Here is a 26,680-nt window from a genome sequence, read left to right on the forward strand (position 1 = left end):
TTTAGGCTCATGTTAATTGCTCCCTCTATTTCGACAGTTTTGTTTTTCCACTGTCTACTTTAGAGGGAGCATATCATGTTGTTTCAAAACCGCCGTCAAGCCGCTTTATTTTGTTAAAAACGCATGATAATTCTGCCGCCACAACAACGGTTTTTTTATTTCCGTAGTGGCAGATATTTTGTTAATACATAGAAAATATTTTTTTGGCTTTTTCCTTTAGAATGTTTCTTGCTTCAACCGGTTCGATAATTTCAACGTATTCACCAAAAGAAAGCAGATAAAGAAAAGTCCAGTCGCTAAGCTGGTATCTGAAAGTTACTTCCAATGTGCCATCATCTAATTTTTTAATATACTTCTCTTGAAATTCATCATAAACCTTATACGCTATCTTTTCTGAAAAATGCAATATGAATACGGGCGTATTGTATTCTTCCTTATAGACAGGGGTAATGGAAAAATCCTTTGGCAGTTCACGGTCAAATAACTGATTCGTTATTTGAAGTTCCCTTATGCGGGACATTTTGAAAGTGCGAATATCCTTTTTATTTTCTGAATAAGCAACAAGATACCATGAATGCGATTTGAACACTAATTTCAACGGCTCAACAGTCTGATGAGTTACAGTCAATTCGGCATTAAAATAAGTAAATGTAATCACATATTTGTTGATTATCGCACGTTCCAAAGCTGTAATGTTATTTCGTTCTTTTTCAGGACTGCCCCAATAGGAAAAGTCAATTTCCAACCATTCAGATTGTAAATTATGGCTAAACAGTCCGGCAACCTTGTTTAATGATTTGTCTGCATCGGGGTAATTTGACGATTTTAAAATCTGCAACGCCTGTACAATATTGTTTTGCTCCTCGTATAATAAGATTTGCAGATGATTTAGAGTGGATCTGCTTAGTCCACTTTTGGGTCAACAGGCTTAGAGATGCCTATGATACAATAGCTGTAGGACAGCAGGGACAAGTTCTTGTTTTGCCCGTAGAGCCAAAAGGCTGCTCGTAGGTAATGCCGCCCCGCTTGTGGTCCGACTTGGCCATGCCGAGGTAATTGGCGCAGACTACACCGTGGGCCGACCAGGGCAGGCCTACCATAGCGGTGAGCCAGGGCAGGGCCCCGGTGTAGCCGGTGCGGATGCAGTAGGCAGCCAGGAGCAGCCCGCCCACCGTCACCACCCAGAGCAGGGAGCGGATGTCAGCAATCATCTGTTTGGAATAGTCCGCCTGGTTTTTGCGTTTCCGGGGGCGCTGTTCCCATACTTTACCGTTCATACCAGGCCGAAATTCTGAGCGAAGCGGTACAGCACCTGGGCGAACTGCTCCCGGGTCAGCGGGGACTCCCACATGTAATTGGGCTGGCCGTCCTCTCCAGGCGTGCCGCCGGCGAAGATGTCATTGTCTATGATGAACTGTCTGGCCTGCTGGCTCCAGGCGCCGCAGTCATTGTCCTGCAGCTCCTTGTTGTGCTGCTGCATAGCGGCGGCGAACATCTGATTGAATTTTGACTGATCCATCTCTTCTTCTCCTTCCATAGCCAGGGCCACATCGGCCCGGAAATCATCCATAGATTTTCCGTGCTTGGGGAACCAGTGGAGGACGTCGGCGTGTCCGGAGCCCAGGCCCAGCCGATGGCTGTCCTGGTGGCAGAGGATCACGGGAACCCTGACGCCGTTATAGGATACCACCCCGTTTGGATCAAGGCCGTAGATGGTACACAGATAAGCTGTGAGCTCTACGGCCTCTTGATAAACCTGAATAAAATACGCCCGGCTGTTCAGCCCATCCTCACAAATCTCAAACTGTATCCATCCGTTGTTGCAGGAACCCTTGGGCCCGGAGGCGCAGCCCCAGGCCTTTTTGTTCCACTCGCCCACCTGAACTGTAGACACCTCACCGCCGGCCAATTTGCCCACAAAAGCATGCACGCCAGCCTGTCTGACGGTGTGGTTCCAGTCATTGTGGTTTTTGTTAACGCCCAGAAGCTTCAGCAGCTCTGTTCGGTTTGGAGCGTTGTCATCGGGCTGGACATACCGGCTGATATATGGGTTATTGGCCCCCGTGGAGTGCAGCAGGACGCCCCGGACTTTAACAGGCCCCACACTTTTGTACCAGGTACTCTGCCGCATGAAGCATTGCAGAGGCGGCTTGGAAGAGCTATATTTCATTTTACCGCCTCTTCCGCCTTCTGAATGTCCTCCACGGACTTCTTGACGCCCTCAGCGTCCACCTTGCCCTCCGTAATGATATAGGCGATCACGGAGGCCACAGACACCACAGCACCCGCCACAGAACTGATGGCGCCCTCATCCAGCCCAAAGACCATAGCCAGGCCTGTGACGATCCCCGCCACGGCCGCCCACAGCTTCCGGGAGCTCAGCTTGCGTTTCCAGTTGATTTTGTCCATAAAATACCTATCCTTTCTGTTCAGGGCAGATCAGCCCCTTTACCCCTGGGGCAAACCCGCCCCTTTGATGTATGCTGGCGTACAACTAGGCGCCGTTTGAAAAATGGAAATATGCACAGCGGCGAGGGATTTTTCGCAGGAATACTGGATGTATTTCAAGAAAAATTGGGGCAGTATGGCGGAAAAAGACCCGCCCCTTGGGTGTATTGACATTTTTCAAATAAGCCCTAGGCGCTGGCAATATGGGCGGGGTAAGGAAAATTTTTCTGGGACGAAAAATACAGTTGAGCCGGGCGGGGCATTCGTGTTATACTGACAGGGTACGACAAAACCCCGAGATACGATAGAGAGTGAGGACAGCAATGACAGCAAAACACATTACCAAGAAGCTCGCGGCCGGCCTGATGGCCCTGACGCTGACCGCATCCATGGTTCCGGCCCAGGGGGCCGCGACCACCTATCTGGACGTGGACCACAAGCTGTGGTACGCCCCGGCAGTGGAGTTCTGCCAGCAGCATGGCCTGATGGACGGCAGCTCCTACACCGACTTTGAGCCGGATGTGCTCATGACCCGGGCCACCCTGGCCGAGGCCCTCTACCGCCTGGCGGGCCGGCCAGCGCCGGAGGAGGGGGAGGAGATGCCCTTCTCCGATGTGCAGGAGGGCCACCCTAATTGGAGCGCCGTCGCCTGGGCGGCCCGGAACAAGGTGGTCAACGGCTACCCCGACGGCACCTTCGGCCCGGAGGACCCCATCACCCGGGAGCAGATCGCCGCCCTGCTCTGGAACGCTCAGGGCCAGCCCTCCGCCCCGGAGGCGGCGGCCTATGGGGACGGGGCCGACATCTCCGATTGGGCCCGGGACGCCGTGAACTGGGCCCGGAGCGCCGGCGTGATGGTAGGCTCCAACGACAACCTGTTCAACCCCCAGGGCAATGCCGGCCGGGCGGACGGGGCCACCCTGGTGATGAACTACGCCCGGCAGTTCTATGGTATGGAGCCCGGCTATCCCCTGCCCGAGTCCCGGGAGGTTCCCCCCAACAAGTACGTCAGTGAGAACTTTCTGCTGGACGAGAACGGCTATCTCTCCTACATAGGGGACGTGCCCTGCTCCCGGGGCATTGACGTGTCCGCCCACCAGAAGGAGATCGACTGGGCCCGGGTGGGGGCCGTCGGATTGGACTTTGCGATGGTCCGGGCGGGTTACCGGGGCTACACAAAGGGCACTATTGTAAAGGACGAGTATTTTGAGGCCAACATGCGGGGCGCTCTGAACAACGGGATGCAGGTGGGGGTCTACTTCTTCTCTCAGGCCGTCACCCCGGAGGAGGCCGAGGAGGAGGCCCGTATCCTGCTGGAGTGGATCGAGGGCTACCCCATCACCTACCCCGTGGTTTTTGACTGGGAGCGGCAGGACCACGACAACTCCCGCACCCAGGGGGCGGACGGCAATACCGTCACCGCCTGCGCGCTGGCCTTCTGCAAGGTCATCTCTGAGGCGGGCTACATCCCCATGACCTACGGCAGCCCCACCAAGATTTATAAGGAGCGGCTGCTGCTGGACCGCCTCCAGGACTACCCCGCCTTCTGGCTGGCCCACTACACCAAGGACACCGTCCCCACCAGCTTCCGCTACCACTACAGCATGTGGCAGTACTCCAGCACCGGCCGGGTGGACGGCATAGAGGGGAATGTGGACCTGAACATCTGCCTCACTGACTGGTCCACCTGGGGCGGCAAAAACTTCCCCGGGTAACAAAAAAATCATGCGGGCCCGGCGTTCGGGCCCGCGGGAGGAGAACGTTATGATTTCTACCTCGATCATCAAATTCACCAATCAAATTTTCCCCAAGGTGGTCCACCCCTTCAACCTCCAGAACCAGGGGACGGAGACCTATGCCCAGTGGCAGTACCGGAAGGGGAGGGACACCATCCGGTTTTTCCTGGAGGCCCGGACGGCGGAGGAGATGTTCCAGGGCAAGCAGGTGCTGGATATGGGCTGCGGCGCGGCGGGGAAGAGCCTGTACTACTGCTCTCTGGGGGCGGAAAAGGTCACCGGCGTGGAGATCGTCGCCCACTATGAGCAGGAGGCCAACGCCCTGGCGGAGGAGCTGGGCTTCGCGGACAAATTTGAGTTTATCTGTGCCTCCGCTTTTGAGCTGCCCTTCCCGGACAACTCCTTCGACACCATCATCATGAACGATTTCATGGAGCACGTCTCCGACCCCGCCCGGACCCTGAAGGAGGCTCTGCGCCTCATCCGGCCCACTGGAGCCATCTATATCAACTTCCCGCCCTACTACCACCCCACCGGCGCCCACCTCAGCGATGTGATCAATATGCCCTGGGTGCACCTCTTCTTCACGGAGAGGATGCTGGTGGAGGCCTATAAGGAGCTGGTGAAGGGCCTGCCCGACGAGCGGGAGCGGCTGGAGCTGCGCATCTCCAGGGACGAGAACGGCAGGGAGTACTTCGGCTATATCAACAAGATGACCCTGAAGAAGTTCAAAAAGATCCTGGCCGAGCTGAACATCAAGCCGGCCTACTGGCGGGAGGTGCCCCTGCGCGGCTGGATGGCTCCCTTGGCTAAGACCCCGGGCATCAAGGAAATGTTCGTGAAAATGGGGGTCTGCATTATCCAAAAGCAATAAAATGCCCCTGTGCAACCGGCGGTTGCGGAAACTTCCAGCCCCCGCTGGTGGACCGCAACCGCCTTTTCTGTTAATCTGGAGTGGCCGGAAAGGAGGCACATATATGAAATTGAACGAAAAAATCGCTTGGTATCGCCGGGACCGGAGGCTGTCTCAGGAGGAGCTGGCTGCCCGGACGGGGGTGTCCCGCCAGGCCGTCAGCAAGTGGGAGCTTGGGGAGGCGTCCCCCGACATCAATAAGCTGCTGGCCCTGGCCAAGGCCTTCGGCGTTACCACCGACCACCTCTTAAATGAGGACGAGGAGCCGGAGCGTACCGCGCCCCCGGTCCAGCCCCAGGAGGAGCCTGCCCCGCCCCCGCTGCCCGAACAGGGACAGTTCTCCAATCTCCCCGGCTTCATCGGCAGAATGGTCCGCCGGTGGGGCTGGCTGGCCGGCATCTACATCGCCCTCCAGGGGGCGGGGGTGGCCTTTGTGGGCCTGATCGCCCGGTGGGGCTTCGGGAGCATGTTCAAAGCGTCCAACCAGATGATGGGCGGCTTTGGCATGGGCGGAATGGGCTGGAGCTACAGCGGCCCTCCGGAGCTGGAAGGTGCTGTGATGGACGCGCTGGGTATCGCCCCCCAGACCTCCCCACTCTCCGGCATCCAGGGCTTCTTCCTGGGCTTTGCCACATTGATTCTGGTGATCGGCATTGTAATGATTCTGGGCGGCCTGATTTTGGCGTTTATCCTGTGGAAAAGCGGCAGAAAAGGGGATTAGACCCCTCCGCAACCTGAAATTGACAGGAAAATCTTCAAACGCAACAGGAAATCGGTAGAGTTGCGGGCGGTATTGGGGTATGCTGAGACCATCCTAAACCCGAGGAGGTACATAGAAAATGGCATTTTCCGACAATCTGCAATTTCTCCGCTCCCGCCAGGGCCAAACCCAGGAGCAGCTGGCCGAGCTGCTGGAGGTCTCCCGCCAATCGGTGAGCAAGTGGGAGAGCGGCCAGAGTTTTCCCGAGATGGACACCATCCTGCGTATCTGCGACCTGTATCAGGCGGACCTGGACACCCTGATGCGGGGCAGCGTGGAGGACAGCCTGGTGGAGGACACCGCCCAGTACGACAGCTTTATGAACCGCTTCTCCAAGCGAATGGCCTTCGCCATCGGGGGGATCGTCGCCGGTGTGGGCCTGTGCAGCCTGCTGGAGGCCAAGGGCATCTCTCAGTATCTGACCGGCGCGGTCCTGCTGCTGATTATTGCGGTCTGTGTGGTGGTCATCGTGGTCAGCGCACTCCAGGAGGACAACTTCCGCAAGCAGTACCCCACAATTATCGACTTCTATACAGAGAAGGAACGACAGGCCTTCCGGCAGAAATTTGTCTGGTATATCGCCGGGGGTGTGGGGGCCATCCTCTTCGGCGTGGCCCTGCTGATTCTGTTTTTCTTCCGCTTCCCCGAGGAGGAGCCCTTTGAGTCCTTTGCGGCCTCCATCTTCCTGTTCATTGTGGCCGGGGCGGTGGCCGCCTTCGTCTACGCCGGCATCCAGGAGGAGAAGTATAAGATTGACGAGTACAACCGGGACAACAACCCTACCCCGGAGGTGAAAAAGCGCAAGGGCCTCATCAATACCATCTGTGCCGCGCTGATGGTGGTCACAACCGCCCTCTATGTGGGCCTGGGCCTGGCCCTGGACCTGTGGCGCACCGCCTGGTGGGTCTTTGCTGTGGCCGGAATCCTGTGCGCCGTGGTCCACATTGTGCTGGACCCCTACCGGAATGAGGATTGATTCCGACCTGTACTTGGCCGCCCGTGTTCCAGCTGAGCCTGCTAGACTGCGGCGGGCGCATGATATGCGCCCCTACAACGCGCCCAAGGACCGTCAGCCGCAGGCTGACTGGGGATTGCGTTTCTGTTTGTAGGGCGCGACGACCTCGGCGCGCCGCCGGAATCAGGCAAATACACGGCGGGCCGAGTCGTCCCGCCCTACAGAGAGCTCAAAGCTCCCGTCCCGCCGCAGCGAAAAGGAGGCTTTTGGGCGGAAACCCGAAACCTTTCCCTTGACAAATTTCTCTCAGCCGCTATAATAGTCCACACAGGTGTCAAGACATCTGTGTGGACTATTTTTGTAAAAGAGGAGATTGAAATGAAGGAGTTTTTAAAGCGAAAAAATATTGTGATTTCCGCCAGGCGCTACGGCATTGACGCCCTGGGGGCCATGGCCCAGGGCCTGTTCTGTTCTCTGCTCATCGGCACCATCATCAAGACTTTGGGCACTCAGCTGAGCCTGCCCTTCCTGGTGGATATGGGGGGCTTCGCCTCCGCTATGTCCGCCCCGGCCATGGCTATCGCCATCGGCTACGCCCTCCAGGCCCCGCCTCTGGTGATGTTCTCTCTGGCGGCGGTGGGCCAGGCGGCCAACGCCATGGGCGGCGCCGGCGGCCCCCTGGCGGTGCTGTTCATCGCCATCATCGCCGCCGAGTTCGGCAAGGCGGTGTCCAAGGAGACCCGTGTGGACCTGCTGGTCACTCCCTTTGTCACCATCTTTATCGGCGTGGTCCTGTCCTACCTCATCGCGCCCCCCATCGGCGCCGCGGCTGATGCCTTCGGCACCCTCATCAACACTACCACCATGCTCCAGCCCTTCTGGATGGGCATCCTGGTGTCGGTGCTGGTGGGCGTCGCCCTCACCCTGCCCATCTCCTCCGCCGCCATCTGTCACTCCTTCAGCCTGGTGGGTCTGGCGGGGGGAGCCGCCGTGGCGGGCTGCTGCGCCCAGATGGTGGGCTTCGCGGTCATGTCCTTCCGGGAGAACCGCTGGGGCGGGCTGGTCTCCCAGGGGATCGGCACCTCCATGCTCCAGATGGGCAACATCGTGAAGAACCCCCGGATCTGGATTCCCCCCACCCTGGCCTCCGCCATCACCGGGCCCATCGCCACCTGTCTGTTCAAGCTGGAGATGAACGGCGCGGCCATCAACTCGGGCATGGGCACCTGCGGCCTGTGCGGGCAGATCGGCGTGTGGACGGGCTGGCTGGCCCCCAGCGAGGCGGCCATCCAGAAGGTGGGGGCGGTTGCCGTGACGCCCACCGCCCTCCACTGGATCGGGCTGATTCTCATCTCCTTCGTTCTGCCCGCTGTGCTGTCGGTAATCTTCTGCGAGATTTTGCGGAAAATCGGCTGGATCAAGGAGGGAGATTTGACTCTGCCTCAATAAATCCCTTGACGCTGCTCCCCTTCCCGATGTAAAATACTGGTGTATATGTTGTTTTACCGCAGAGAGAAAGGGAGAAAGCGCAATGGCCAAAACAGGCTTCGACAACGAGAAATATCTGACTACCCAGTCCCAGCACATCCGGGACCGGATCGCCCAGTTTGGGGGCAAGCTCTATCTGGAGTTCGGCGGCAAGCTCTTCGACGACTACCACGCCAGCCGGGTGCTTCCCGGCTTCGAGCCGGACAGCAAGCTGCGAATGCTGGAGCAGCTGAAGGACAAGGCGGAGATCATCATCGCCATCAACGCCGGGGACATCGAGAAGAACAAGGTCCGTGGAGACCTGGGCATCACCTACGACAGCGACGTCCTCCGGCTCATTGACCAGTTCCGGGGCCGGGGCCTGTATGTGGGCAGCGTGGTGGTCACCCGATACACCGGCCAGCCCGCCGCCGACGCCTTCCAGGCCCGGCTGGAGAGCCTGGGCCTGAAGGTCTACCGCCACTACCCCATCGAGGGCTACCCCCACAACATTGGAAAAATTGTCAGTGACGAGGGCTACGGCCGGAACGACTACATCGAGACGAGAGCCCCTCTGGTGGTGGTCACCGCTCCCGGCCCGGGCAGCGGCAAGATGGCCGCCTGCCTCAGCCAGCTCTACCACGAGCACAAGCGGGGCGTTGTGGCGGGCTACGCCAAATTTGAGACCTTCCCCATCTGGAACCTGCCCCTGAAGCACCCGGTGAACCTGGCCTATGAGGCGGCCACCGCCGACCTGGACGACGTGAACATGATCGACCCTTTCCACCTCCAGGCCTATGGCGAGACCACGGTGAACTACAACCGGGATGTGGAGGTCTTTCCCGTGCTGGCCGCCATATTTGAAAAGATCACCGGCTCCTGCCCCTACAAATCCCCCACCGACATGGGGGTGAATATGGCGGGAAACTGCGTCTTTGATGACCAGGCCTGTCAGGACGCGGCCCGGCAGGAGATTGTCCGCCGGTACTATGATGCCGTGTGCGAGCGCCGCCAGGGCAGGGGCTCCGACTCGGCGGTGTATAAGCTGGAGCTGCTCATGCAGCAGGCCGGGATTTCCACCGACATCCGTCCGGTGGTGGCCCGGGCCAATGAGCTGGCCGAGGCCACCGGCGAACCGGCCATGTCCATCCAGCTTGCCGACGGCACGCTGATCGACGGCAAGACCTCCGAGCTCATGGGCTGCTCCGCCGCCGCCCTGCTCAACGCCCTGAAGCACCTGTCCGGGGCGGGGGGACACGGCGTCCACCTCATCGCCCAGAGCGCCATCGAGCCCATCCAGACCGTCAAGGTGGAGTATCTGGGCTCGGCCAACCCCCGGCTGCACAGCGACGAGGTGCTGATCGCCCTGGCCTCCTCCGCCAATGCAGAGCCCAAGGCTGCCCGGGCCTTGGAGCAGCTGGCCGCCCTCAAGGGCTGTCAGGCCCACTGCTCGGTGATTCTCTCCCCGGCGGACGCGGGGACCTATAAAAAGCTGGGCCTCCAGCTCACCTGTGAGCCCAAATATCAGACCAATAAGCTGTATCATCGGTAACGTCTGAGGGCTGTCCGCTTACGCGGACAGCCCTCACGCTTTGTCAAAAAACTCCCGTCCCCCGCAGAGTAAGGCTCCTTTTCTCCATAAGGGGGACGGGATGCGTGTAGGGCGCGACGACCCCGGCGCGCCGTTGGAATCAGACGGCAACGTGGCGGGCCGAGTCGTCCCGCCCTACAGAAAGCTCAAAACTCCCGTCCCGCCGTAGCGAAAAAAGGCTCCTTTTGAAAGGAGCTGTCAGCCGCAGGCTGACTGAGGATTGTATTTCGGCGAAGCCGAAATGTATGAAATAATCCTAAATATAGAATACTTCGTATGTTTTGCTTCGCAAAACGCAATCCTCCGTCATCCGCTTCGCGGATGCCACCTCCTTTCCAAAGGAGGCTTTTTTCCGCCTCTATTCTCCATGCTGCTTTGACGGCTCCTGCTTTTCAGCTTCCAGCGCATGATATTCTTCCAGCAGGCGGTCCACCATGGCCCGGAAGAGAAAGGCGCTGGTGGTTCCCCGCTCGGTTTTGGCCGCGCCCCGGTTCAGGGCGCGCAGCATGTCCTGGGACAGCCCAAACCGCCGTTTTTCTGACCATATTGCCGCCGCAACGACGCCTGCAATCAAATCGTCGCCCACAATGTAGGTTATCTTTGGCTCCACCGCAATCACACCAATCGTCGGGGAATATTCATTAGAATATCTTCGATTGTAACATCCTATACTAGAAGTTGTCAAGAACGAATGTAGGTGTTGATTGGAATGCGGGAAGTTTTAGCTCAGCGGTTACGAACCTGTCGGAAGGAGCGTCAATTTACGCAGAGAGAAATCTCTATCTACTGCGATATTACTGAGAAGGCTTATCAAAATTATGAAGTGGGCAGGCAGGAGCCAAAGCTGTCCATCATCATGAGAATCGCGGAATTTTACAAGGTCTCCATTGACTATCTGGTGGGCCTGACAGACGACCCGGCCCCCTATCCCAGAAAAAAGTAAGAGCTCCGGTCCTCGGACCGGAGCTCCTTTGCGCTTATCCCAGAATATCCAGCTGCTTGTACTGCCCAATCCGCCGCTCCAGCTCCTCCAGGGGGAGCTGGTCCCGGACGGCGGCGTAGTCGCTCCAGATGCGCTCCAGCTCAGCCTTGATCTGGGGGACCTCCTCCAGCCGGCCCGCGCCGGTGCGGACATAGTAGTCAGGCAGGAGGGCGCAGCCCACAATGCCGTTCTCAGCCTCGGGGAGGTCCTCCCGGCCCTGGCTCAGGGCGGCCAGCAGCCGCAGGTGGTTGTCCATGCAGCCGTTCAGCTCTAAAAAGGTCATCATGCCGTTCAGGTCAAAGACCTGGAAGGGGGGCCGGTCGGGGACCTCGACAGCCTCTCCGCCGGAGACGGCCGGGCTGTCCCCCAGCTCATACAGGCCGTTGCACACATCCATCAGATGCTGATACTCCTCCTGGGTGGGGGCCTCCCGCATGGACTTGAACATCATGTCCACCGCCCAGCCCAGCTCGCCCAGCACTTGACAGCCGGGCAGACTGGCCAGCCGCTGGCCCAGCTTTACCAGCCGGGCCATGGACAGCAGCCCCCAAATGCGCAGTTGGGGATCGTTCAGCTCCTCCGCCTTCTCCTCAATCTGGGCGGGAACGGCGTTGTACAGCAGCTCGTCCTCGTCCTCCAGATCGCCGATGCGGTCGGAGCAGTCGTCGATAAGCTTGTCCCCTACCTTCTCATAGATGGCGTCGTCGGCGCTGTAGATGGTGTCCGCCCGGTGGAGCCACAGCTGGGCGTGATTCAGGTCGCCCGCCTCCATGGCGGCGACCCCCATCTCATAATAGGCCTTGACCAGGCCGGCCCAGTCCTTTTTCTTCTCCAGCTCGGCCAGCCGGTCCTCCGGGGCCTTTTCCGCTTTCTTTCCAAATCCAAACATGGCAGTCATCTCCTGTTTTGTTTTAGGGAGCGCTGACTGAATTATAAGCCGGCTGGAGGGTGTTGTCAACAAAATGCAGGGGCGGGTATTACCCGCCCCACTGAAATTATTTGCATACATGCGGGCGGATGATATCCGCCCCTGCGGGCTTACTTGAACCGCACCGCCGTGCCGTAGGCGATGACCTCGGCGGCCCCCTGCATCACGGCGGAGGAGCCATACCGGATGTTCACCACCGCGTCGGCCCCCAGGGCCTCGGCCTCGTCCACCATGCGCTTGACGGCGATCTGCCGGGCCTCGTTGAGCATCTCGGTGTAGCCGGTGATCTCGCCGCCTACCAGGGTTTTCATGCCGGCCATAAAGTCCTTGCCGAAGTTCTTGGACTGGACCACGGTGCCCTTGGCCATGCCCAGCACCTCAAATTCCTTTCCGGGGATATAGTCGATGTTTACCAGCAGCATAATGTTTTCCTCCTTATACAATGTCACAGATTTTGTATCTTCCAGAGCGTCAATCTCTTGAAAGCGTTTTCGCAGCGCCCACAGGGCGGGCAGAGTCAAAGCCGCACAGAATACTCCACAGATAGCGAACAGAATAAAGAGCCATTTAGGAAGTCCCGGGATGGTGCACAGAGTCCAGAAGCCAATGACACAGGCCAACATCAGCAGGCCGAAGAGCAGAACCCCGATGACGGCCTCCCGCTTCGCCCTAGTACTTTCTCGCTTCATCCAGCTCTCCTCTCTCAAGCTCCCGCAGCCGCTGCCGCAGCGCGGTGAAGCTGAACGGGATGGTAATCAGGTTGATAACGGCCAGAAGGAGCGTCAGGTTTCGCAGCCAGCCGATGTCCGTGCAGGACCGGGCGTACAGCAGCACCCCTATCGTCATCAGCTGAAGCAGGGTGCTGAGGACAACAGACCGCATAGCCGAGCGCTTTTCGCCCTGGGGGTCAGTACTTTTTAGCTTCATTCTGCTCCTCCTGTTCCATCTCCCGCTCCCCCAGCGCCTTCCCCAGGCTGTAGATTAAAAAACAGGGGAGAGCAAGCACCAGACAAGCCGCCAGCAGATAGAGGGCATAAATCAAGAGCCATTCCCCCAGGCTGTCTGACCCGATCCGGATGACAAATCCAAGGGCGGCAATCAGGGCAAAGACGAGAAAGGCAGCAATGGTCTTCCACCCCAGCTGCCACCACCTGACCTGGGCGGCACGCCTTCTTTTCACTACCTCCCGCCATCCTATCCAGAAGGCCCAGCCGGCGACGCCCAGAAGGACGAAGCTCTTTAGCTCATTGAGAAGGAAGGCGGCTCTGTCTATTCCGGAGCCGGAGAGATTGTTCAGGCTCATCTCCCCGCTGACCAGCCCCAGCAGGACAGAGGCGGCCATCAGGACCATAATGGCGGCGAAGAAGAGGGTAAACAGCACCGGCCAGAAGGAGCCGTCAGTATTTTTTTGCTTCATCTTCTTCCCCTCCCCGAATCTCCTGCCACCGCTGATACAGGGCGATAATCACCCCCACGGCAATAGCCAGGTACAGGAACGCCACAAACAGGATCAGGCCGGTGGCGAAGGGCTCCGGGTTTTCGCTGAAGTACCCCACCAGCATAGCCCCGGTAGCCAGGAACATGAGGGCTGTTACCAGGATAGTGATGACCACCGCCCCGGCGAAGCCCTTTCCGTTAGTAGTTTTTCGCATCGTCTTCTTCTCCTTTCTGGATTTCTTTGATTCTCTGGAACAGGGCCAGCAGCACCCCCAGGATAATGACCCCCGGGATGGCTATCATCACCACCAGCAGAGCCATGGGCGGGGCGTCGGCGGGGTCTGAGGTGAAGCCCCAGACCATCAGCACAATGAGGGCCGCCATCAGGGCGGTGGTGAGCAGGGCCATGACCACCGCTCCGACATATCGGACGGGCTTCAGGTCCTGCTTCTGTCTGTCCTGGAAGATGGTGCCCGTCTGCTCCAGCTTGTCCATCTCCTCCAACAGGGCGGCGGCGTCCAGAGTCTCCAGACGCTCCTCCCGGTCCTTCAGACGCTGGCACAGCAGGATAGACTGCTCCAGACTCTTCTGCTCCCGCTCCAGAGTGACCAGATGGCGGCGCATCCCGTCGGCCACCGTGCCCCCGGCCTGCATCCGGCGAATCTCCTCCAGAGGCACGCCCAGCTTCCGCATGAGTTTGATCTGCCGCAGGACGGCCACCTCGTTCTCGCCATAGTCCCGATAGCCGTTCTCACTGTTGCGCCGGGGGGACAGCAGGCCCTGCTCCTCGTAAAAGCGGATGTTCTTTTTGGTGATGCCTACCTGGGCCTCTACCTCGTTGATTTTCACGGTTGTTCCCCCTTTCTGGGCCTACTCTACACCTTCCACAAGGGGGAAAGTCAAGAGGTTTTTTAAATTTTTTTAGGGTTCCAGCTACTGTAGGGGCGGTACAGTGCTGCCCGAATTGGCGTATGTAGGGGCGGACATTGTCCGCCCGCTCTTTTCTGCCCGGTCGATTAACGGCGGGCACACAATGTGCGCCCCTACAGAGGGCTGCCTGTAGGGCGCGACGACCCGGCGCGCCGCCGAATCAGGCAAGATACACGGCGGGCCGAGGTCGTCCCGCCCTACAGAATCTCCGTCACAACCAGCCGCTCCCCCTCTACCCGGAATTTCACCTCAACCCCGGCGAAGGCCATGCCATACACCCGGGCCGGGTCGTTCTGGTACTGGGGCCGGGGGTCCTGGGCCAGGACGGCCAGCAGGGCGGCGCGCTTGTCGTTTGGAACGCCCTCCAGCAAAAGGGGGGGACAATCCACCTCCAGGTCGGCCCCCTTGGGCTGGGTGGCGAAACCGCCCGCCGCGTCCGGCTTGCAGTCGGCGTAGGGGAGATAGGGCTTGATGTCATAGATGGGAGTGCCGTTGAGCAGGTCAGCCCCGGCCACCAGGAGGACCGGCCCCAACTCCCGGTCCTTGCGGACCGCAAGGAGCCGGACACAGCTCAGGCCGATGGGGTTGGGCCGGAAGGGGGAGCGGGTGGCGAACACCCCCAGCCGCCTGTTTCCTCCCAGCCGGGGCGGGCGGACGGTGGGGGACCAGCCCTCCCGCCGGGCTTTGGAGAACTCCCAGATCAGCCACAGATGGGAGAAGTCCTCGATCCCCCGGAGGGCGCTGGGTTCCCGGTATTCCGGCTCAAAGACCACCGTGGCGGTGAGCTCCTCCACCAGGCCGCTCTGGCGGGGGATGCCGAATTTTTCTGAAAAATCGCTCTGAATGTGGGCGATGGGTGTGAGTTCCATAAAAATCCCTCCCAGACCTATTATAAGGCACGGGAGGGTGTTTGTCCAATCACCGGACGATGATATTTTCCGAGATCTCGCTGAGAGCCTGGGCGGCCTCCATGTCGTACCGGCCGCTGCGGGCCAGGTCGGACAGGGAGATCACCCCCACCAGCCTCCCGCCCTCCACCACCGGCAGACGGCGGACCTGGTGCAGGGCCATGAGCCGGGTTGCCTCCCGGCAGTCGTCACCGGGGGAGACGGTGGCGCAGCCCCGGGTCATGATGTCCCGCACCGGAGTCTGGGCCGGGTCCTCCTCGGCGGCCACGCAGCGCAGGACGATGTCCCGGTCGGTGACCATCCCCCGCAGACGCCGGTCCGGTGTGCACACCGGGAGCGCCCCCACGTTATGCCGGCTGATGAGCCGGGCCGCCAGCGCCGCCGAGGAGGCGGGCTCCACCGTCACCGCGCTGGGGTTCATCAAATCCTTTACCTGCATGAAAACCACCCTTTCGGTACAAATTGGCTTGTGGCCAGTTTACCCGAAAGGGTGGTTTTTTATTCATCTGCGAGCCTTCCAGCGTGTGAGGTCTTACAGCCGCTGAATGCCTAATTGCAGAAGCCAGCTCTGCAATTTTTTTGCGGGAAAGCCTGTCAGCGTGTAATGCTCTCCCGCACCGCTGTGTATTGTGACCTTCGTGACAAAGAGAGCTTTTCCCACGGTAAAGCCGCTGACTTTGTCAAGAGGGAGGTCCATGAGGACTGTGCCGGATAAGTCCATGTGAAAACAAATTCGCTTGTCTGTGACATAGATTTTTCCCTGAAAGGGCTTTTGAGTCAGACCCTGCTTTTGATAAAGAGACATTGGACCCTTTCCCACCAGTGTCTCATTGGCCTGTAGCTGGAATTTTGCCATAGCTGTTGTCTCCTTTCTGTTTCGCCGGCTGGGCAGCAAGCTCATTATATAACATTTTGTTTTAAACGTCAAGATAACAAAATGTTTTATCTATACTTTTTTGTATCAACTTATGCTTTAGAGAGGGGCAGCAAAAATGTATAGACGGATACGCGATATGAGAGAAGATAGCGATCTGCTTCAAAAAAACCTTGCGGAATATCTGGGGTGCAGCCAGGTGAGCTACTCCTACTATGAGCTGGGGAAGCGGGATATTCCCACAGATGTGCTGATTCGGTTGGCCGCATTTTATCATACCAGCACGGATTATCTGTTGGGGCTCACCGATGTGCGAGACCCTTACCCAAAGGCCAAGAGATAGCAAGGCGCTGAAAGCTTCACCTTCAGCGCCTTTTTTTTATTACTCCGCTGCCGCGGGGAGGGCTTCCTCCTCCGCGGGAGGGGGAGCGGGGGGCTCGGGCTTCTTCTTCCGGGAGAAGATGTGGCTCAGATTGTCGATGACAGAATAGTAAACCGGCGTGAACAGCAGGGTGATAATGGTGGAGATGACCATGCCGGAGATCATGGTGATGCTCATGTCGCTCATCATCTCCGCCGCCCCCTCGGACAGGCCCAAAGCCATGGGCACCAGGGCCAGAATGGTGGTGAGGGTGGTCATAAGCACAGGGCGGACGCGGAGCGGGCAGGCGTGGAGGATGGCATCCTCCCGGCTCTCCCCCCGTTCCCGGCGCTGGCGAATATAGTCAACCAGGATAATAGAGGAGTTGACTACCGTGCCGGCCAGCATGATGAGGGCCACCAGAGAGATCATGGACAGATCCCGTCCGGTGAGAGGCAGGGCGAAGAGGGCTCCGGTGAAGGCCACGGGCAGGATCATCATGACGATGACCGGCATGAGGAAGGACTCAAACTGGGAGGCCAGGACGAAATACACCAGGCCCAGGGCCACCAGCAGGGCCAGCAGCAGGTCGCCGAAGCTGTCCATCATGTCCTCGTAGGCGCCGGAAATCTGGGCGGTGTAACCGTCCGGGAGGGTGTAGCCCTCCAGGATTTTGGTGATCTCCCGGGTGATGGCGGTGGTGTCGCCGCTGATGGTGTCGCCGGTGACGGAAATCTGCCGGGACTGGTTGACCCGGGTGATGCTCTGAGGGGCCAGCTCGATGTCCACATTGGCTACGGCGGACAGAGGCACCGTCCCGCCGAAGGCGGAGGGAATTGCCATGGACTTCAGGGCGTCCAGGCTGGCGGCAGCTGTGCCGTCTCCCCGGACCACCACGTCCAGCTCCTTGTTGTTGATGGTGACGGTGGTGGCGGTGGAGCCGGACAGCTCGGACCGGACGGCGGCGCCCACGGAGGCGGCGGTGAGGCCGTACTGGGAGGCGGCCTCCCGGTTCATGGTGACGGTGACCTGCTCCACCTCCCTGGCCTCTGAGGTGGACACGTCCACCGCGTCGGGGAGCTGGCTGATCTGGGCGGCCAGGTCCCGGGCGATCATCACCAGGGTTTCGTAGTCGCTGCCGGTGATGTCTATGCTGATATCCGCCCCGCTGCCCATGAGAGCGGTCATGTCAGAGGCGGTAATGGTAATTTCACACCCGGCGATGTCCTGTATCAGCTCCCGCATGGCCTGGGCGATGTCGTCACAGTTGCGGTCCCGGTCCTCCTTATCGGTCAGCACCAGGTTGACGCTGGAGGACTCAGGCTGAGTCAGATGGTAAACCGACTCCAGCTCGGGGATGTTCTCCATAGCCAGGTCCACAATGCGGTCGGCGATGGCGGCGGTGGCCTCCACCTCGGTTCCCACGGGGGTGCTGACGGAAATCTGGACCATGCCCTGATCCATAGAGGGCATGAGGACCATTTTGGTGGACAGACAGGCCAGGATGAAGATGGCCACCAGCCCGGCGGAGGCCAGCATCCCCACCCACAGGTGGTGGACAAAGTAGTTCAGCAGCCTGGTGTAGAGCTCATTCAGGCGGTGTCCTAAGCTCCGCTTGCCCTCCGCTCGCTTTTGGGCCTTCTTTGCCGCCTTTTTCAGGGCGTGCTGGTGGACCTTTTTCTCATCCAGCAGGAAGAAGCACAGCAGGGGGACCAGGGTGACAGCGATGACCAGGGAGCCCAGGATGAGGAAGGAGATGGTCAGGCAGAAGTCGTCGAAGAGCATCCCAGCCATGCCCCCGGTGAGGCCCAGGGGGAGAAAGACGGCCACCGTGGTGAGAGTGGAGGCGGTGAGGGAGGTAAAGACCTCCCGGGTGCCCTCCACGCAGGACTCCAGGCGGCTGCGGCCCTCGGCGGAGTAGCGGTAGATGTTCTCCAGCACCACGATGGAGTTGTCCACGATCATGCCCACGCCCATGGCGATGCCCCCCAGGGACATCATGTTCAGGGTGAGGTGGAACACGTTCATCAGCACGAACACCGTGAGGATGCACACGGGCATGGACACGGCGATGGTGGCGGTGGCTCCCCACCGGCGCAGGAAGAGGAAAACCACCACAGCGGCCAGGACGACCCCCATCTCGATGTTCTGCACGGCGGCGTTTACCGCCATGTTGATGTAGTCGGAGGCGGTGTACAGCACGGTATAGGTCACCGCGCCGTTTTTGGCGTGGAGCTTCTCCATCTCCTCCACCACCGCGTCGGCGGTGGCTACCTCGTTGGCCCCGGACTGCTTGGAGACCTGGAGCACCACGCAGGCGGTGCCGTCGGTTTTGGCGATGGCCTCCGGGTCCTCGGTCTCCAGGGCCACGCTGGCCACCTCGGACAGCCGGACCGTCCCTCCGGTCTGGAGGGGGATGATTACATTAGCCACATCCTCCACGGTCTGGAGCTTGGCGTTGGTGGTGACGGTGAGGGTCTGGGTGCCGTTGTGCATGTCGCCGCCGGGGAAGAGCAGGTTCTCCGCGGTGAGGATCTGGGCGATATAGGAGCTGGACAGCCCCAGGCCGGAGGTCCGGATGGGGTCCAGCTCCACGGCGATCTGCTGGGACACGCCGCCGGAGATGGTGACCTGAGCAACGCCCTCGATCCGCTCCAGGGCGGGGGCCACGGTGTCCTCCGCCAGGGCCTGGACGGAGGCCAGGTCGTCCCCCTGGAGGGCGATCAGGGCGGAGGGCATCAGGTCGCCGATGTTGATGTTGACGATGATGGGGTCCATAGCCCCGTCAGGGAGGGACAGCCGGTCAAACTGCTCCCGCAGCTTGGTGGCGGCGATGTCCAGATTGGTCCCCTCCACATAGGTGATCTGCACCTGGCTCACCCCGTCGGAGGAGGTGGAGCTCACCCCGTCCACACCGGACACCGACATAATGGCCGATTCCAGAGGGCGGGTGACCAGCTCCTCCATATCGGTGGGAGTGGCGCCGTTGTAGTAGCACATCACCAGGGCGGCGGGGGCCTCCATGTCGGGCAGGAGGGCCAGCTGAAGCCGGGTGGTAAAGACCACGCCGAAAATGGAGATCATAATCACCGCCATCAGGGTGGTGACCTTGTGCTTGATGCAAAATTTAGGGATACTCACCAGCCTCAGCCCTCCCCGGAGACGATGCGCGCCGCGTCACCGTCGGACAGATAGGCCTGGCCCACAACCACCAGCTGGTCGCCGGCCTCCAGCCCGGAGGTCACCTCGGTGACACCACTGCCCGTCAGGCCGGTGGTGATGGCCGCATAGCGGGCGGCGCCGTCCTCCACGATAAAGACGTACTGCTGGCCGTTGCTGGTGAGAATGGCCTCGGTGGGGATGACGATGGCGTTGGCGGAGGTGTCGGTGCGGAAGGACACGTCGGCAAACATGCCGGCCAGCAGGCCGTCCACATCCTCATTGATGGAGACCGTGACATTGTAAAGCTTGGTCTGCATGCTGGCGGCCAGGTCGATGCTCTTGATGGTGCCCACCACATTGACGCCCAGGGAGCTGATGGACACATCCGCCTCGTCCCCCCGGGCCAGCTTGGGCACCAGGGCCTCAGACACCGAGACGGCCACCTCCATCCGGTCTACCCCGTCGATGACGGCCACCGGGGCGGAGGCGGAGATAAACCCGCCCTCCGAGGCGTTCAGAGTGACCACAGTGCCGGCGATGGGGGCGATGACGTTGCCGGCGGCGTCCACGTTCTCCAGCACAGAGGACAGCTGCTCCACATTGGACTTGTAGCTCTGCATCCCGGCCTCCAGCTGGGCCAGGGTGGAGGCCCGCTGGGCCCGGGCGGTCTGGAGGGACAGCTCGGCCTGGTCGATCTCCAGCTGGGAGGCGGCCCCGATCTCAAAGAGGGCCTTCAAATCGCTGACGTTCTTCTCCGCCAGAGCGATCTGCTTGTCGAAGATGGCGGCCTGGTCGCTGTAGCTCTGGACGGCGGAGCTGTAGCTGATATTGGCGGCGTTGTAGGAGGACAGGGTGCTGGCCAGATCCAGGGCGCACAGCTTCTGTCCGGCGGTGACTGTGTCCCCCGTCTCCACAAAGACGGCGGTGCACTGGGCGTTGGTCATCACAAAGAGGGACTCCTGGCCGTCGGTGACCACCCGGCCGGACACCTTGTTCTCGGTGGAGATGGTGTCGATTTTGACCTCCTGGACCTGGACGGCCACGCCGGCGGGGGCGCCGCCGGAGCTGTCTGAGGGAGCCTCCTCCTGCTGGCAGGCGGCCAGAGACAGCAGAGCCGCCGCCGCCAGGGCCGTGAAAAAGATTCGAGTGTGCTTCATGGACGGTCTCCTTTTCATTCTAGAATGCCGTAGACTACGGCCCGGTTTTCCACTTCATGCTGCTTCCCCACGGAGGGGAGGAAATGCAGCCTTAGTTCAAAATGCCGTAATCCACGGCCCAGCGGTAGTTGTGATAGGCGGTAAACAGGTCGATGGCGGCGCTGTCCACCTTCTCCTGGGCCTCGGTCACCTTGTCCTGAGCCTCCAGAAGGGCGTTCTGAGACAGTTTTCCCTGGCTGTGCTTCAGCTGGGAGACGGCGCAGTTGTCCTTTTCTACGGCCATGGCGGTCCTGGCCGCGTCCAGCACCTGCTTATAGTCCTTTACCTGGAGATACAGGGTGCGGAAGCTCATCTCATAGTTCTGCACCGTGCTGTCGTAGTTGTACTGGGCCGCCTGCCACTGGTGCTTGGCCTGGAGAAACTCATAGCGCCGCTCGCTGGGGCCGTACTTGTCCTGGGCGTCCTTGTAGTCCTCCCGGGCGTCCTCCAGAGTCTGCCCGGCGTCATAGAGGCTGTAGCTGGCCGCCTTGGCGGCCTCCAGGTCGGCCTCCAGGTCCATGGCCTCCAGCTCCGCCCCCGTCACCTGGGGCAGGGCGGACAGCCGGAGATTGCCGGTGAGCTCCGCTCCGATGAGCAGCTCCAGCTGCATTTTGCAGGTCTGGATATTGCTGCTCAGGGTCTGCCGGCCGCTGGCCAGGGCGGTGCGGCCCGCCTGGGTCTGCTTCAGGGTTTGGGAGGAGATGTGCCCCAGCTGATACCGCAGGTCCAGCTCCTGCAGCGTCCGGTCCAGGGCGGTGAGCTGGCGGTCCAGCCCCCGGCCGGTGTTCTCCAGCTCCAGCAGGGCGATGTACAGCGTCTCTCCAGCCATGACTACCTGGTTCTGGGCGTTCTCCAGCTGCCAGACCAGGCCGGCGTTGTCCTTTTGCAGCTTGCCCTCCCGGATGTCGTCAAAAGTCTTGCGCAGGGCGTCGTACTGGGAATCCAGAGAGGCGGCCATCATGCTGCCCATGCCCGGCATGGTGGTGGTCAGCATCCACTGCTGGTCGGCGATGGCGTTCATCCCCTTCCGGAGGTTGTCCTCCAGCTTGTCGTAGTCGATGACCTGAATGGCCTGGATGTTTTCCTCCAGGGCCAGCAGGGACAGGTTGCCCTCCCGCATCCGGCGCTCCAGATTTTGAAAGGAGATGGCCCCCACCGGGTCGGGTATGTACTCCTCCTCCTGGGGCTCCTCGGAGGTCTCGGACTCCGTATCCTCTGCCGGAGCGCCTTCCTCCCCCTCGGGATTGGGTTCCCCCTCCGCCGGAGCGGCGGAGGCGTCGGGGGAGGTACTGTCCTCCGGCTCATAGGGCTGAACGGCCTCCGGCTGAGCGCTGGCGGCGCCAGGGGCGCCCCCCTCCTCCGCCAGGGCGGCGGTGCCCAGCAGGGCCAAGGCCAGCGCCGCTGCCAGCAGAAGAGCTGTGGTTCGCTGCTTCATGCAATTTCCTCCTTGTATCCCTCGGCCGCCCCGCCGTAACGGAGCAGGTCCGTCCGCAATTTGATCTTCTCCCGCACCTGCGGGCTCTGTACGGAGCCCTCCAGAGTCTCTACAATGGCGAAGGCCAATACCGCGCAGGCCAGATGAAAGACCTGGTCGGCATATTCCCGGTCACTGCGCCGCAGGCAGGAGGGGTCCACCACCTCCCAGAGCGGGTCGGGGAGAAAGCTCTCGTGGCCGCCAATAAGGCTCTGAAAATCCATGCCCTTGTTCAGGGTCATCAGCCGGATGAACAGGGTGAGCATGGGGTCGGTGTGCCCCTGCCGGCTGATAAAGCGGTCGTAGGCGATCAGCGGCAGGGCGAACAGGTCACCCTTCGCCTCGGTCAGGGTTTCCCGGAGCAGGGTGATGAAATACTGCCGCAGATCCTCCAATAAGTAACGGATCAGGTCCTCCTTGTCGGAGAAGTACTGGTAAAAGCTGCCCCGGGGGATATGGGCCGCCGCGATAATCCGGTTGATGGATACGTCGGTAAACCGGACCCGGGTCAGTTCTCCCCAGCAGGCGTCGATCAGCCGATGCCGCTTTTCCTCGGGGAGCCGGAAAAATGTGGAGCTTGGCATGGGACTCCCTCCTCTCTGTGACAGGTTGTCATTTCATGACAGGCTGTCACAAATTATACGAAACAGGCGGGACGCTGTCAAGAAAAGAATTGTGAAGCTTTCGTTAAATTTTTACCGGCGCAAAAAACGGGGGCCGCTGCGTCAGCAGCGGCTCCCGGCTTCCTTAATAAATTCGCTCCCGCATTCTCAGTGCCGCGCTCTGCAAAATTCTGGCGCACTCAATCAGCTTGGCGTCGGTCATGGTCATGGACGGGCCTGCGGTGCTCAGGCCGGCCACCAGCTTGCCGTGGGAGTTGTAGACCGGCACCCCCGCGCAGCGGATATTGGGGTCCCGTTCGATGTCGTCGATGGAGTAGCCCCGCATCCTGGTCCGGCGCAGGTCGTCCAAAATGGCGCTGACGTCAGTGATCGTGTTGGGCTGATAGGCGGCGGGGTGCTTGGGGATGTGATCCATCCACTCCTCCTCGGGCATGTGGGCCAGGATGGCCTTGCCGATGCCGGTGCAGTAGAAGGGGGAGGTCAGGCCCAGAACGTCCCGGTAGGGGAGCATCCCCATGCGGTCCTTGGGGTGGGCCACATAGAGGTAGAGCACATTGGTGCCGTAAGGCAGGCCGAAGTAGACGATCTCTCCGGTGAGGGTGGCGGTGTCCTGCATGATGTCGTAGATGGCGTTGGGGTAGCCCAGATTCTGATTGATGATAAAGGCGTACTCCAAAAATTTAAGCCCCAGGGTATACCTTCCGTCGGGCCGGCGGTCCAGATATCCCATTGAGGTAAAGGTGGACAGGATGTTGTGAATATTAGATTTCGTAACCCCGATCCGCTCCGCCAGCTCCGTCACGCCCAGTACGGGCTCTTGAGAGGTGAAGCAGGAGAGCACCTTCAGCGCTTTGGCCAGGGATTTTGCCTTGGGCTCCTGATTGTCCATCGCTTTATCCATCCTTTCGCTTGACAGCTCCGGGTAAAAACCAGCTTGGGGCTTGTCTGGCAAAAAAACCCTCGTTGCTGTGCATAGTTCCATTTTTCAAACAGCGCCTGATTCTGCAACTAAAATATCATTCAGCTCCCGGTTTTGCAAGCCGGTTTTTAAGGCGTGTTCTGTAAAAAATTGGGGGAGATGGACTGTTTTTTAAAGAAAAGTCTGCTGTTTTCTGTTTAAAAACAGCGTTTTCTAAAAAACATTCGAATCCCAATGGTAAAATATACTAAAAAATGCGATGGATTTTGTGCAAGGTATGTGGGACAGGGGCTGTTTTGAACAAAAACGGATCTCCGCTGTGAGGACGGCGGAAACACATTCCAATCAAAATCAGCCGGCGAACAGGGGGGTGGACAGATAGCGGTCGCCGGTGTCGGGGAGGAGGGCCACAATGGTTTTTCCCTGATTTTCCGGCCGACTGGCCAGCTGGATGGCCGCCCACACCGCCGCGCCGGAGGAGATGCCCACCAGTATACCCTCGGCCCTGCCCACCAGCCTGCCGGCGGCGAGGGCGTCGTCGTCCTCCACGGCGATGACCTCGTCATAGACCTGGGCGTCCAGCACCTGGGGAACAAAGCCTGCGCCGATGCCCTGAATCTGGTGGCTGCCGGCGGCCCCCCCGCTCAGGACGGGGGAGGAGGCGGGCTCCACAGCCACCACCCTCACCTGGGGGTTTTGATCCTTCAGATACTGCCCCACGCCGGTGAGGGTGCCGCCGGTGCCCACGCCGGCCACGAAGATGTCCACTTTTCCATCGGTGTCTGTCCAGATTTCCGGCCCGGTGGAGGCCCGGTGGGCGGCGGAGTTGGCGGGGTTGACAAACTGGCCGGGGATGAAGCTGCCCGGAATCTCCCTGGCCAGCTCCTCAGCCTTGGCGATGGCCCCGGTCATGCCCAGGGTGCCCTCGGTGAGAACCAGCTCGGCGCCGTAGGCCTTCATAATCTGCCGGCGCTCCAAGCTCATGGTCTCGGGCATAACGATGATGATCCGGTAGCCCCGAGCGGCGGCCACCGAGGCCAGGCCGATGCCTGTGTTGCCCGAGGTGGGCTCGATGATGACGGAGCCCTCCCTGAGGAGGCCCCTGGCCTCGGCGTCGTCAATCATGGCCTTGGCGACCCGGTCCTTCACGCTGCCGGCGGGGTTGAGGTACTCCAGCTTGGCCAGAACGCGGGCCTGGAGACCATGGGCCCTTTCAATGTGTGTCAGCTCCAGAAGGGGAGTTCCGCCGATGAGCTGATCGACGGATGTATGGATTTGGCTCATAAATGGCTTCCCTACCTTTCAAGTGGGTTTATATGGATTGTACTCCGGGACAAGGGACCTGTCAATAGGCATTTTCTCAAACATTCAGCGCGCCGCGGAGGAACCCGAGGCGCGCTGAAGAGGTTAGACTGCGGCGTTCAGGAAACGGAGGAAGGCCTCCCTGCCTGCCGGGGTACGCTTATAGACCCCGGCCTGCTCCAGCACCTGGGCAAAGACCAGGCCGGTCTCCTTCCGGACGATGTCCAGGGCGTTTTCCCTGGTGATGGTGTAGTTCCCGGAAAAGCCCTCCGCCCAATCAGCGTGCTTCTCGGTCAGCTCGCTGGAGCGCAGGTCGGCTCCGGAGACCAGGGCGTCGGCCACTGCGGCCAGCTCCTCCCTCAGCCGGGCGGGGAGGACGGCCAGGCCCATGACCTCGATGAGGCCAATGTTCTCCTTCTTGATGTGGTGGAGCTCGGCGTGGGGGTGGTAGACCCCCAGGGGGTGCTCCTCCGTGGTGATGTTGTTCCGGAGCACCAGATCCAGCTCATACTTGTCCCCCCGGCGGCGGGCGATGGGGGTGATGGTGTTGTGGGGTTCGCCATCGGTCTCGGCGAAGATGAAGGCATCCTCGTCGGTGTAGCCCCGCCAGGCCAGCAGAAGCTTGTCCGCCAGGTCGATGAGCCGCTCCGGATTTTCGGAGGAAATCCGCACCACCGACATGGGCCACTTGACGATGCCCGCCTCCACGTCCTCAAAGCCGGGGAAGGTGAAGGGGGTCTCCACCGGGGCCTCCTCCATAGCGAAGGTGTACCGCCCCCCCTGGAAGTGGTCGTGGGCCAGGATGGAGCCGCCCACAATGGGCAAGTCGGCGTTGGAGCCCACGAAGTAGTGGGGGAACTGGCGGACGAAATCCAGAAGCTTGCCAAAGCAGGCCCGGTCAATCTTCATGGGCACGTGCTCGCTGTTCAGGCAGATGCAGTGCTCGTTGTAGTAGACATAGGGGGAGTACTGCAAAAACCAGGGGGAGCCGTTGATGGTAATGGGGACGATGCGGTGGTTCTGCCGGGCGGGGTGGTTCACCCGGCCGGCGTAGCCCTCGTTCTCAGCGCACAGCTGGCACCGGGGGTAGGCGGAGGCGGGGAGGTTCTTGGCTGCGGCGATGGCCTTGGGGTCCTTCTCCGGCTTGGACAGGTTGATGGTGATGTCCAGGTTGCCGTATTCCGTGGGGGCCTTCCACTGGATGTCCTTGGCGATGCGGTCCCGGCGGATGTAGTTGGTGTCCTGACTGAAGGCGTAGTACCAGTCGGTGGCCGCCTCGGGGTCATCCTTATAGAGGAAGTGGAACTTCTCCCGCACTTCATTGGGCCGGGGCGTCAGCCGGCCCATGAGCTCAGAGTCGAACAGGTCCCGGTAGACCACGGAATTTTCGGTGAGCACCCCCCGGGCGTAGGCGTCGTCCAACAGCTCCTCCAGGATGGGGGCCAGCTCGATGTCCCCTGTCTCCCAGTCCTTCTCCGCCGGTTCTGTATAACTGTCCAGCTTTAATACATCCAATATTGTGTTGATGGCCCAGGTCCGGTCACATTCCTCAATCAGTCCGGAGCGGAAGGCGTAGCCTGCCAGCCTGGAAATGGCGTTGTCAATCATAGTCATCTCTCCTTGTTGCCTGCACTTAATGTAGGGCGCGACGACCTCGGCGCGCCGTGCTGTTGTAAGAGATATTCCACGGGCGGCGGGCCGGGTCGTCCCGCCC

Annotated in this window: 29 protein-coding genes; 8 read left to right on the top strand and 21 right to left on the bottom strand. The window is 60.3% G+C overall.

Features of this window, described 5'->3' with window-relative positions:
- Window positions 1-181 precede the first annotated feature (181 nt).
- The 4 genes from D1641_RS09735 to D1641_RS09750 all read right to left on the bottom strand — a co-directional run bounded on the left by D1641_RS09735 (window position 182) and on the right by D1641_RS09750 (window position 2,409).
- Window positions 182-838, bottom strand: coding sequence for a WYL domain-containing protein (locus D1641_RS09735; RefSeq protein ID WP_243149341.1), 657 nt, complete (start codon window positions 836-838; stop codon window positions 182-184).
- Window positions 839-938: 100 nt separating this feature from the next.
- A complete protein-coding gene (locus tag D1641_RS09740) occupies window positions 939-1,277 on the bottom strand; it encodes a hypothetical protein (protein WP_160665143.1) in 339 nt (112 codons plus the stop codon).
- Window positions 1,274-2,170 carry a peptidoglycan recognition family protein gene (locus D1641_RS09745; protein ID WP_160665145.1) on the bottom strand — a complete coding sequence of 299 codons (897 nt, stop codon included), beginning with the start codon at window positions 2,168-2,170 and terminating at the stop codon, window positions 1,274-1,276. The genes D1641_RS09740 and D1641_RS09745 overlap by 4 nt, the downstream gene beginning before the upstream one ends.
- Complete coding sequence (locus tag D1641_RS09750; protein ID WP_160665147.1) at window positions 2,167-2,409, bottom strand: hypothetical protein; 243 nt, start codon at window positions 2,407-2,409, stop codon at window positions 2,167-2,169. Before D1641_RS09750 ends, D1641_RS09745 begins: the two co-directional genes overlap by 4 nt.
- Window positions 2,410-2,771: 362 nt before the next feature.
- Between D1641_RS09750 and D1641_RS09755 the strand changes: the two genes are divergently transcribed.
- The 6 genes from D1641_RS09755 (at window position 2,772) to D1641_RS09780 (ending at window position 9,831) form a co-directional block, all read left to right on the top strand.
- Window positions 2,772-4,163: an S-layer homology domain-containing protein gene (locus D1641_RS09755; RefSeq protein WP_160665149.1), complete on the top strand. Its 1,392-nt coding sequence runs from the start codon at window positions 2,772-2,774 to the stop codon at window positions 4,161-4,163.
- Window positions 4,164-4,212: 49 nt separating this feature from the next.
- Window positions 4,213-5,058: a class I SAM-dependent methyltransferase gene (locus tag D1641_RS09760; protein WP_201757321.1), complete on the top strand. Its 846-nt coding sequence runs from the start codon at window positions 4,213-4,215 to the stop codon at window positions 5,056-5,058.
- 103 nt (window positions 5,059-5,161) lie between these two features.
- Entirely contained in the window at window positions 5,162-5,818 is a 657-nt protein-coding gene (locus D1641_RS09765) for a helix-turn-helix transcriptional regulator (protein WP_160665153.1), read from the top strand.
- A gap of 118 nt (window positions 5,819-5,936) precedes the next feature.
- The gene (locus D1641_RS09770) at window positions 5,937-6,833 is read left to right on the top strand and encodes a helix-turn-helix domain-containing protein (RefSeq protein WP_160665155.1); all 897 of its coding nucleotides are present in this window, start codon (window positions 5,937-5,939) and stop codon (window positions 6,831-6,833) included.
- 357 nt (window positions 6,834-7,190) lie between these two features.
- On the top strand, window positions 7,191-8,261 hold the full coding sequence (locus tag D1641_RS09775) for a PTS sugar transporter subunit IIC (RefSeq protein ID WP_160665157.1): 1,071 nt from the start codon (window positions 7,191-7,193) through the stop codon (window positions 8,259-8,261).
- Between the two features lie 82 nt (window positions 8,262-8,343).
- The gene (locus tag D1641_RS09780) at window positions 8,344-9,831 is read left to right on the top strand and encodes a DUF1846 domain-containing protein (protein WP_160665159.1); all 1,488 of its coding nucleotides are present in this window, start codon (window positions 8,344-8,346) and stop codon (window positions 9,829-9,831) included.
- 397 nt (window positions 9,832-10,228) lie between these two features.
- On the opposite strand, the gene D1641_RS09785 is transcribed toward D1641_RS09780, so the two are convergent.
- The gene (locus D1641_RS09785) at window positions 10,229-10,480 is read right to left on the bottom strand and encodes a hypothetical protein (protein WP_160665161.1); all 252 of its coding nucleotides are present in this window, start codon (window positions 10,478-10,480) and stop codon (window positions 10,229-10,231) included.
- Window positions 10,481-10,579: 99 nt separating this feature from the next.
- On the opposite strand from D1641_RS09785, the gene D1641_RS09790 reads away from it, so the two are divergent.
- Complete coding sequence (locus D1641_RS09790) at window positions 10,580-10,813, top strand: helix-turn-helix transcriptional regulator (protein WP_160665163.1); 234 nt, start codon at window positions 10,580-10,582, stop codon at window positions 10,811-10,813.
- A gap of 34 nt (window positions 10,814-10,847) precedes the next feature.
- Here D1641_RS09790 and D1641_RS09795 read toward each other — a convergent pair whose 3' ends face one another.
- From D1641_RS09795 to D1641_RS09835, 9 genes are all read right to left on the bottom strand, one after another.
- Entirely contained in the window at window positions 10,848-11,741 is an 894-nt protein-coding gene (locus D1641_RS09795) for a hypothetical protein (RefSeq protein WP_160665165.1), read from the bottom strand.
- Window positions 11,742-11,890: 149 nt separating this feature from the next.
- Window positions 11,891-12,202, bottom strand: a complete 312-nt coding sequence (locus D1641_RS09800) for a YbjQ family protein (protein ID WP_160665219.1) — start codon at window positions 12,200-12,202, stop codon at window positions 11,891-11,893.
- A gap of 247 nt (window positions 12,203-12,449) precedes the next feature.
- Window positions 12,450-12,707 carry a hypothetical protein gene (locus D1641_RS09805; RefSeq protein WP_160665167.1) on the bottom strand — a complete coding sequence of 86 codons (258 nt, stop codon included), beginning with the start codon at window positions 12,705-12,707 and terminating at the stop codon, window positions 12,450-12,452.
- Window positions 12,688-13,197 (bottom strand): hypothetical protein, encoded by a 510-nt coding sequence (locus tag D1641_RS09810; RefSeq protein WP_160665169.1) that lies wholly within the window; start codon window positions 13,195-13,197, stop codon window positions 12,688-12,690. The genes D1641_RS09805 and D1641_RS09810 overlap by 20 nt, the downstream gene beginning before the upstream one ends.
- On the bottom strand, window positions 13,178-13,432 hold the full coding sequence (locus D1641_RS09815; protein WP_160665171.1) for a hypothetical protein: 255 nt from the start codon (window positions 13,430-13,432) through the stop codon (window positions 13,178-13,180). The genes D1641_RS09810 and D1641_RS09815 overlap by 20 nt, the downstream gene beginning before the upstream one ends.
- Window positions 13,416-14,066 (bottom strand): MerR family transcriptional regulator, encoded by a 651-nt coding sequence (locus D1641_RS09820; RefSeq protein WP_160665173.1) that lies wholly within the window; start codon window positions 14,064-14,066, stop codon window positions 13,416-13,418. Before D1641_RS09820 ends, D1641_RS09815 begins: the two co-directional genes overlap by 17 nt.
- 278 nt (window positions 14,067-14,344) lie before the next feature.
- Window positions 14,345-15,016 carry a tRNA (N6-threonylcarbamoyladenosine(37)-N6)-methyltransferase TrmO gene (gene tsaA / locus D1641_RS09825; RefSeq protein ID WP_160665175.1) on the bottom strand — a complete coding sequence of 224 codons (672 nt, stop codon included), beginning with the start codon at window positions 15,014-15,016 and terminating at the stop codon, window positions 14,345-14,347.
- A gap of 49 nt (window positions 15,017-15,065) precedes the next feature.
- Window positions 15,066-15,494, bottom strand: a complete 429-nt coding sequence (locus tag D1641_RS09830) for a CBS domain-containing protein (protein ID WP_160665177.1) — start codon at window positions 15,492-15,494, stop codon at window positions 15,066-15,068.
- A gap of 93 nt (window positions 15,495-15,587) precedes the next feature.
- Window positions 15,588-15,911: a GRAM domain-containing protein gene (locus D1641_RS09835; RefSeq protein WP_160665179.1), complete on the bottom strand. Its 324-nt coding sequence runs from the start codon at window positions 15,909-15,911 to the stop codon at window positions 15,588-15,590.
- A gap of 136 nt (window positions 15,912-16,047) precedes the next feature.
- On the opposite strand from D1641_RS09835, the gene D1641_RS09840 reads away from it, so the two are divergent.
- A complete protein-coding gene (locus tag D1641_RS09840) occupies window positions 16,048-16,272 on the top strand; it encodes a helix-turn-helix transcriptional regulator (protein WP_160665181.1) in 225 nt (74 codons plus the stop codon).
- Window positions 16,273-16,311: 39 nt separating this feature from the next.
- Here D1641_RS09840 and D1641_RS09845 read toward each other — a convergent pair whose 3' ends face one another.
- The 7 genes from D1641_RS09845 to galT all read right to left on the bottom strand — a co-directional run bounded on the left by D1641_RS09845 (window position 16,312) and on the right by galT (window position 26,574).
- The gene (locus D1641_RS09845) at window positions 16,312-19,431 is read right to left on the bottom strand and encodes an efflux RND transporter permease subunit (protein ID WP_160665183.1); all 3,120 of its coding nucleotides are present in this window, start codon (window positions 19,429-19,431) and stop codon (window positions 16,312-16,314) included.
- 5 nt (window positions 19,432-19,436) lie between these two features.
- On the bottom strand, window positions 19,437-20,609 hold the full coding sequence (locus tag D1641_RS09850) for an efflux RND transporter periplasmic adaptor subunit (protein ID WP_160665185.1): 1,173 nt from the start codon (window positions 20,607-20,609) through the stop codon (window positions 19,437-19,439).
- A 91-nt stretch (window positions 20,610-20,700) separates the two neighbouring features.
- On the bottom strand, window positions 20,701-22,083 hold the full coding sequence (locus tag D1641_RS09855) for a TolC family protein (RefSeq protein ID WP_160665187.1): 1,383 nt from the start codon (window positions 22,081-22,083) through the stop codon (window positions 20,701-20,703).
- Complete coding sequence (locus D1641_RS09860) at window positions 22,080-22,706, bottom strand: TetR/AcrR family transcriptional regulator (protein WP_160665189.1); 627 nt, start codon at window positions 22,704-22,706, stop codon at window positions 22,080-22,082. Before D1641_RS09860 ends, D1641_RS09855 begins: the two co-directional genes overlap by 4 nt.
- Before the next feature lie 163 nt (window positions 22,707-22,869).
- Window positions 22,870-23,634, bottom strand: coding sequence for an IclR family transcriptional regulator (locus tag D1641_RS09865; protein WP_160665192.1), 765 nt, complete (start codon window positions 23,632-23,634; stop codon window positions 22,870-22,872).
- A gap of 381 nt (window positions 23,635-24,015) precedes the next feature.
- The gene (gene cysK / locus D1641_RS09870; RefSeq protein WP_160665194.1) at window positions 24,016-24,948 is read right to left on the bottom strand and encodes a cysteine synthase A; all 933 of its coding nucleotides are present in this window, start codon (window positions 24,946-24,948) and stop codon (window positions 24,016-24,018) included.
- 123 nt (window positions 24,949-25,071) lie between these two features.
- Window positions 25,072-26,574 (bottom strand): UDP-glucose--hexose-1-phosphate uridylyltransferase, encoded by a 1,503-nt coding sequence (galT, locus tag D1641_RS09875; protein ID WP_160665196.1) that lies wholly within the window; start codon window positions 26,572-26,574, stop codon window positions 25,072-25,074.
- Window positions 26,575-26,680: the final 106 nt, after the last annotated feature.

It is taken from the genome of Colidextribacter sp. OB.20, from assembly GCF_009911595.1.
In the GTDB taxonomy this organism is placed as follows: Bacteria; Bacillota; Clostridia; order Oscillospirales; family Oscillospiraceae; genus Lawsonibacter.

What these genes read in the sequence shown, in the direction of transcription:
- D1641_RS09805 (WP_160665167.1), bottom strand. Translation starts at nt 12,707, where the DNA reads ATGAAGCTAAAAAGTACTGACCCCCAGGGCGAAAAGCGCTCGGCTATG.
- D1641_RS09765 (WP_160665153.1), top strand. Translation starts at nt 5,162, where the DNA reads ATGAAATTGAACGAAAAAATCGCTTGGTATCGCCGGGACCGGAGGCTG.
- D1641_RS09855 (WP_160665187.1), bottom strand. Translation starts at nt 22,083, where the DNA reads ATGAAGCAGCGAACCACAGCTCTTCTGCTGGCAGCGGCGCTGGCCTTG.
- D1641_RS09745 (WP_160665145.1), bottom strand. Translation starts at nt 2,170, where the DNA reads ATGAAATATAGCTCTTCCAAGCCGCCTCTGCAATGCTTCATGCGGCAG.
- D1641_RS09760 (WP_201757321.1), top strand. Translation starts at nt 4,213, where the DNA reads ATGATTTCTACCTCGATCATCAAATTCACCAATCAAATTTTCCCCAAG.
- D1641_RS09815 (WP_160665171.1), bottom strand. Translation starts at nt 13,432, where the DNA reads ATGCGAAAAACTACTAACGGAAAGGGCTTCGCCGGGGCGGTGGTCATC.
- D1641_RS09835 (WP_160665179.1), bottom strand. Translation starts at nt 15,911, where the DNA reads ATGGCAAAATTCCAGCTACAGGCCAATGAGACACTGGTGGGAAAGGGT.
- D1641_RS09865 (WP_160665192.1), bottom strand. Translation starts at nt 23,634, where the DNA reads ATGGACAATCAGGAGCCCAAGGCAAAATCCCTGGCCAAAGCGCTGAAG.
- D1641_RS09800 (WP_160665219.1), bottom strand. Translation starts at nt 12,202, where the DNA reads ATGCTGCTGGTAAACATCGACTATATCCCCGGAAAGGAATTTGAGGTG.
- D1641_RS09740 (WP_160665143.1), bottom strand. Translation starts at nt 1,277, where the DNA reads ATGAACGGTAAAGTATGGGAACAGCGCCCCCGGAAACGCAAAAACCAG.
- D1641_RS09850 (WP_160665185.1), bottom strand. Translation starts at nt 20,609, where the DNA reads ATGAAGCACACTCGAATCTTTTTCACGGCCCTGGCGGCGGCGGCTCTG.
- galT (WP_160665196.1), bottom strand. Translation starts at nt 26,574, where the DNA reads ATGATTGACAACGCCATTTCCAGGCTGGCAGGCTACGCCTTCCGCTCC.
- D1641_RS09795 (WP_160665165.1), bottom strand. Translation starts at nt 11,741, where the DNA reads ATGTTTGGATTTGGAAAGAAAGCGGAAAAGGCCCCGGAGGACCGGCTG.
- D1641_RS09790 (WP_160665163.1), top strand. Translation starts at nt 10,580, where the DNA reads ATGCGGGAAGTTTTAGCTCAGCGGTTACGAACCTGTCGGAAGGAGCGT.
- D1641_RS09840 (WP_160665181.1), top strand. Translation starts at nt 16,048, where the DNA reads ATGTATAGACGGATACGCGATATGAGAGAAGATAGCGATCTGCTTCAA.
- D1641_RS09810 (WP_160665169.1), bottom strand. Translation starts at nt 13,197, where the DNA reads ATGAAGCAAAAAAATACTGACGGCTCCTTCTGGCCGGTGCTGTTTACC.
- D1641_RS09780 (WP_160665159.1), top strand. Translation starts at nt 8,344, where the DNA reads ATGGCCAAAACAGGCTTCGACAACGAGAAATATCTGACTACCCAGTCC.
- D1641_RS09775 (WP_160665157.1), top strand. Translation starts at nt 7,191, where the DNA reads ATGAAGGAGTTTTTAAAGCGAAAAAATATTGTGATTTCCGCCAGGCGC.
- D1641_RS09750 (WP_160665147.1), bottom strand. Translation starts at nt 2,409, where the DNA reads ATGGACAAAATCAACTGGAAACGCAAGCTGAGCTCCCGGAAGCTGTGG.
- cysK (WP_160665194.1), bottom strand. Translation starts at nt 24,948, where the DNA reads ATGAGCCAAATCCATACATCCGTCGATCAGCTCATCGGCGGAACTCCC.
- D1641_RS09770 (WP_160665155.1), top strand. Translation starts at nt 5,937, where the DNA reads ATGGCATTTTCCGACAATCTGCAATTTCTCCGCTCCCGCCAGGGCCAA.
- D1641_RS09755 (WP_160665149.1), top strand. Translation starts at nt 2,772, where the DNA reads ATGACAGCAAAACACATTACCAAGAAGCTCGCGGCCGGCCTGATGGCC.
- D1641_RS09860 (WP_160665189.1), bottom strand. Translation starts at nt 22,706, where the DNA reads ATGCCAAGCTCCACATTTTTCCGGCTCCCCGAGGAAAAGCGGCATCGG.
- tsaA (WP_160665175.1), bottom strand. Translation starts at nt 15,016, where the DNA reads ATGGAACTCACACCCATCGCCCACATTCAGAGCGATTTTTCAGAAAAA.
- D1641_RS09830 (WP_160665177.1), bottom strand. Translation starts at nt 15,494, where the DNA reads ATGCAGGTAAAGGATTTGATGAACCCCAGCGCGGTGACGGTGGAGCCC.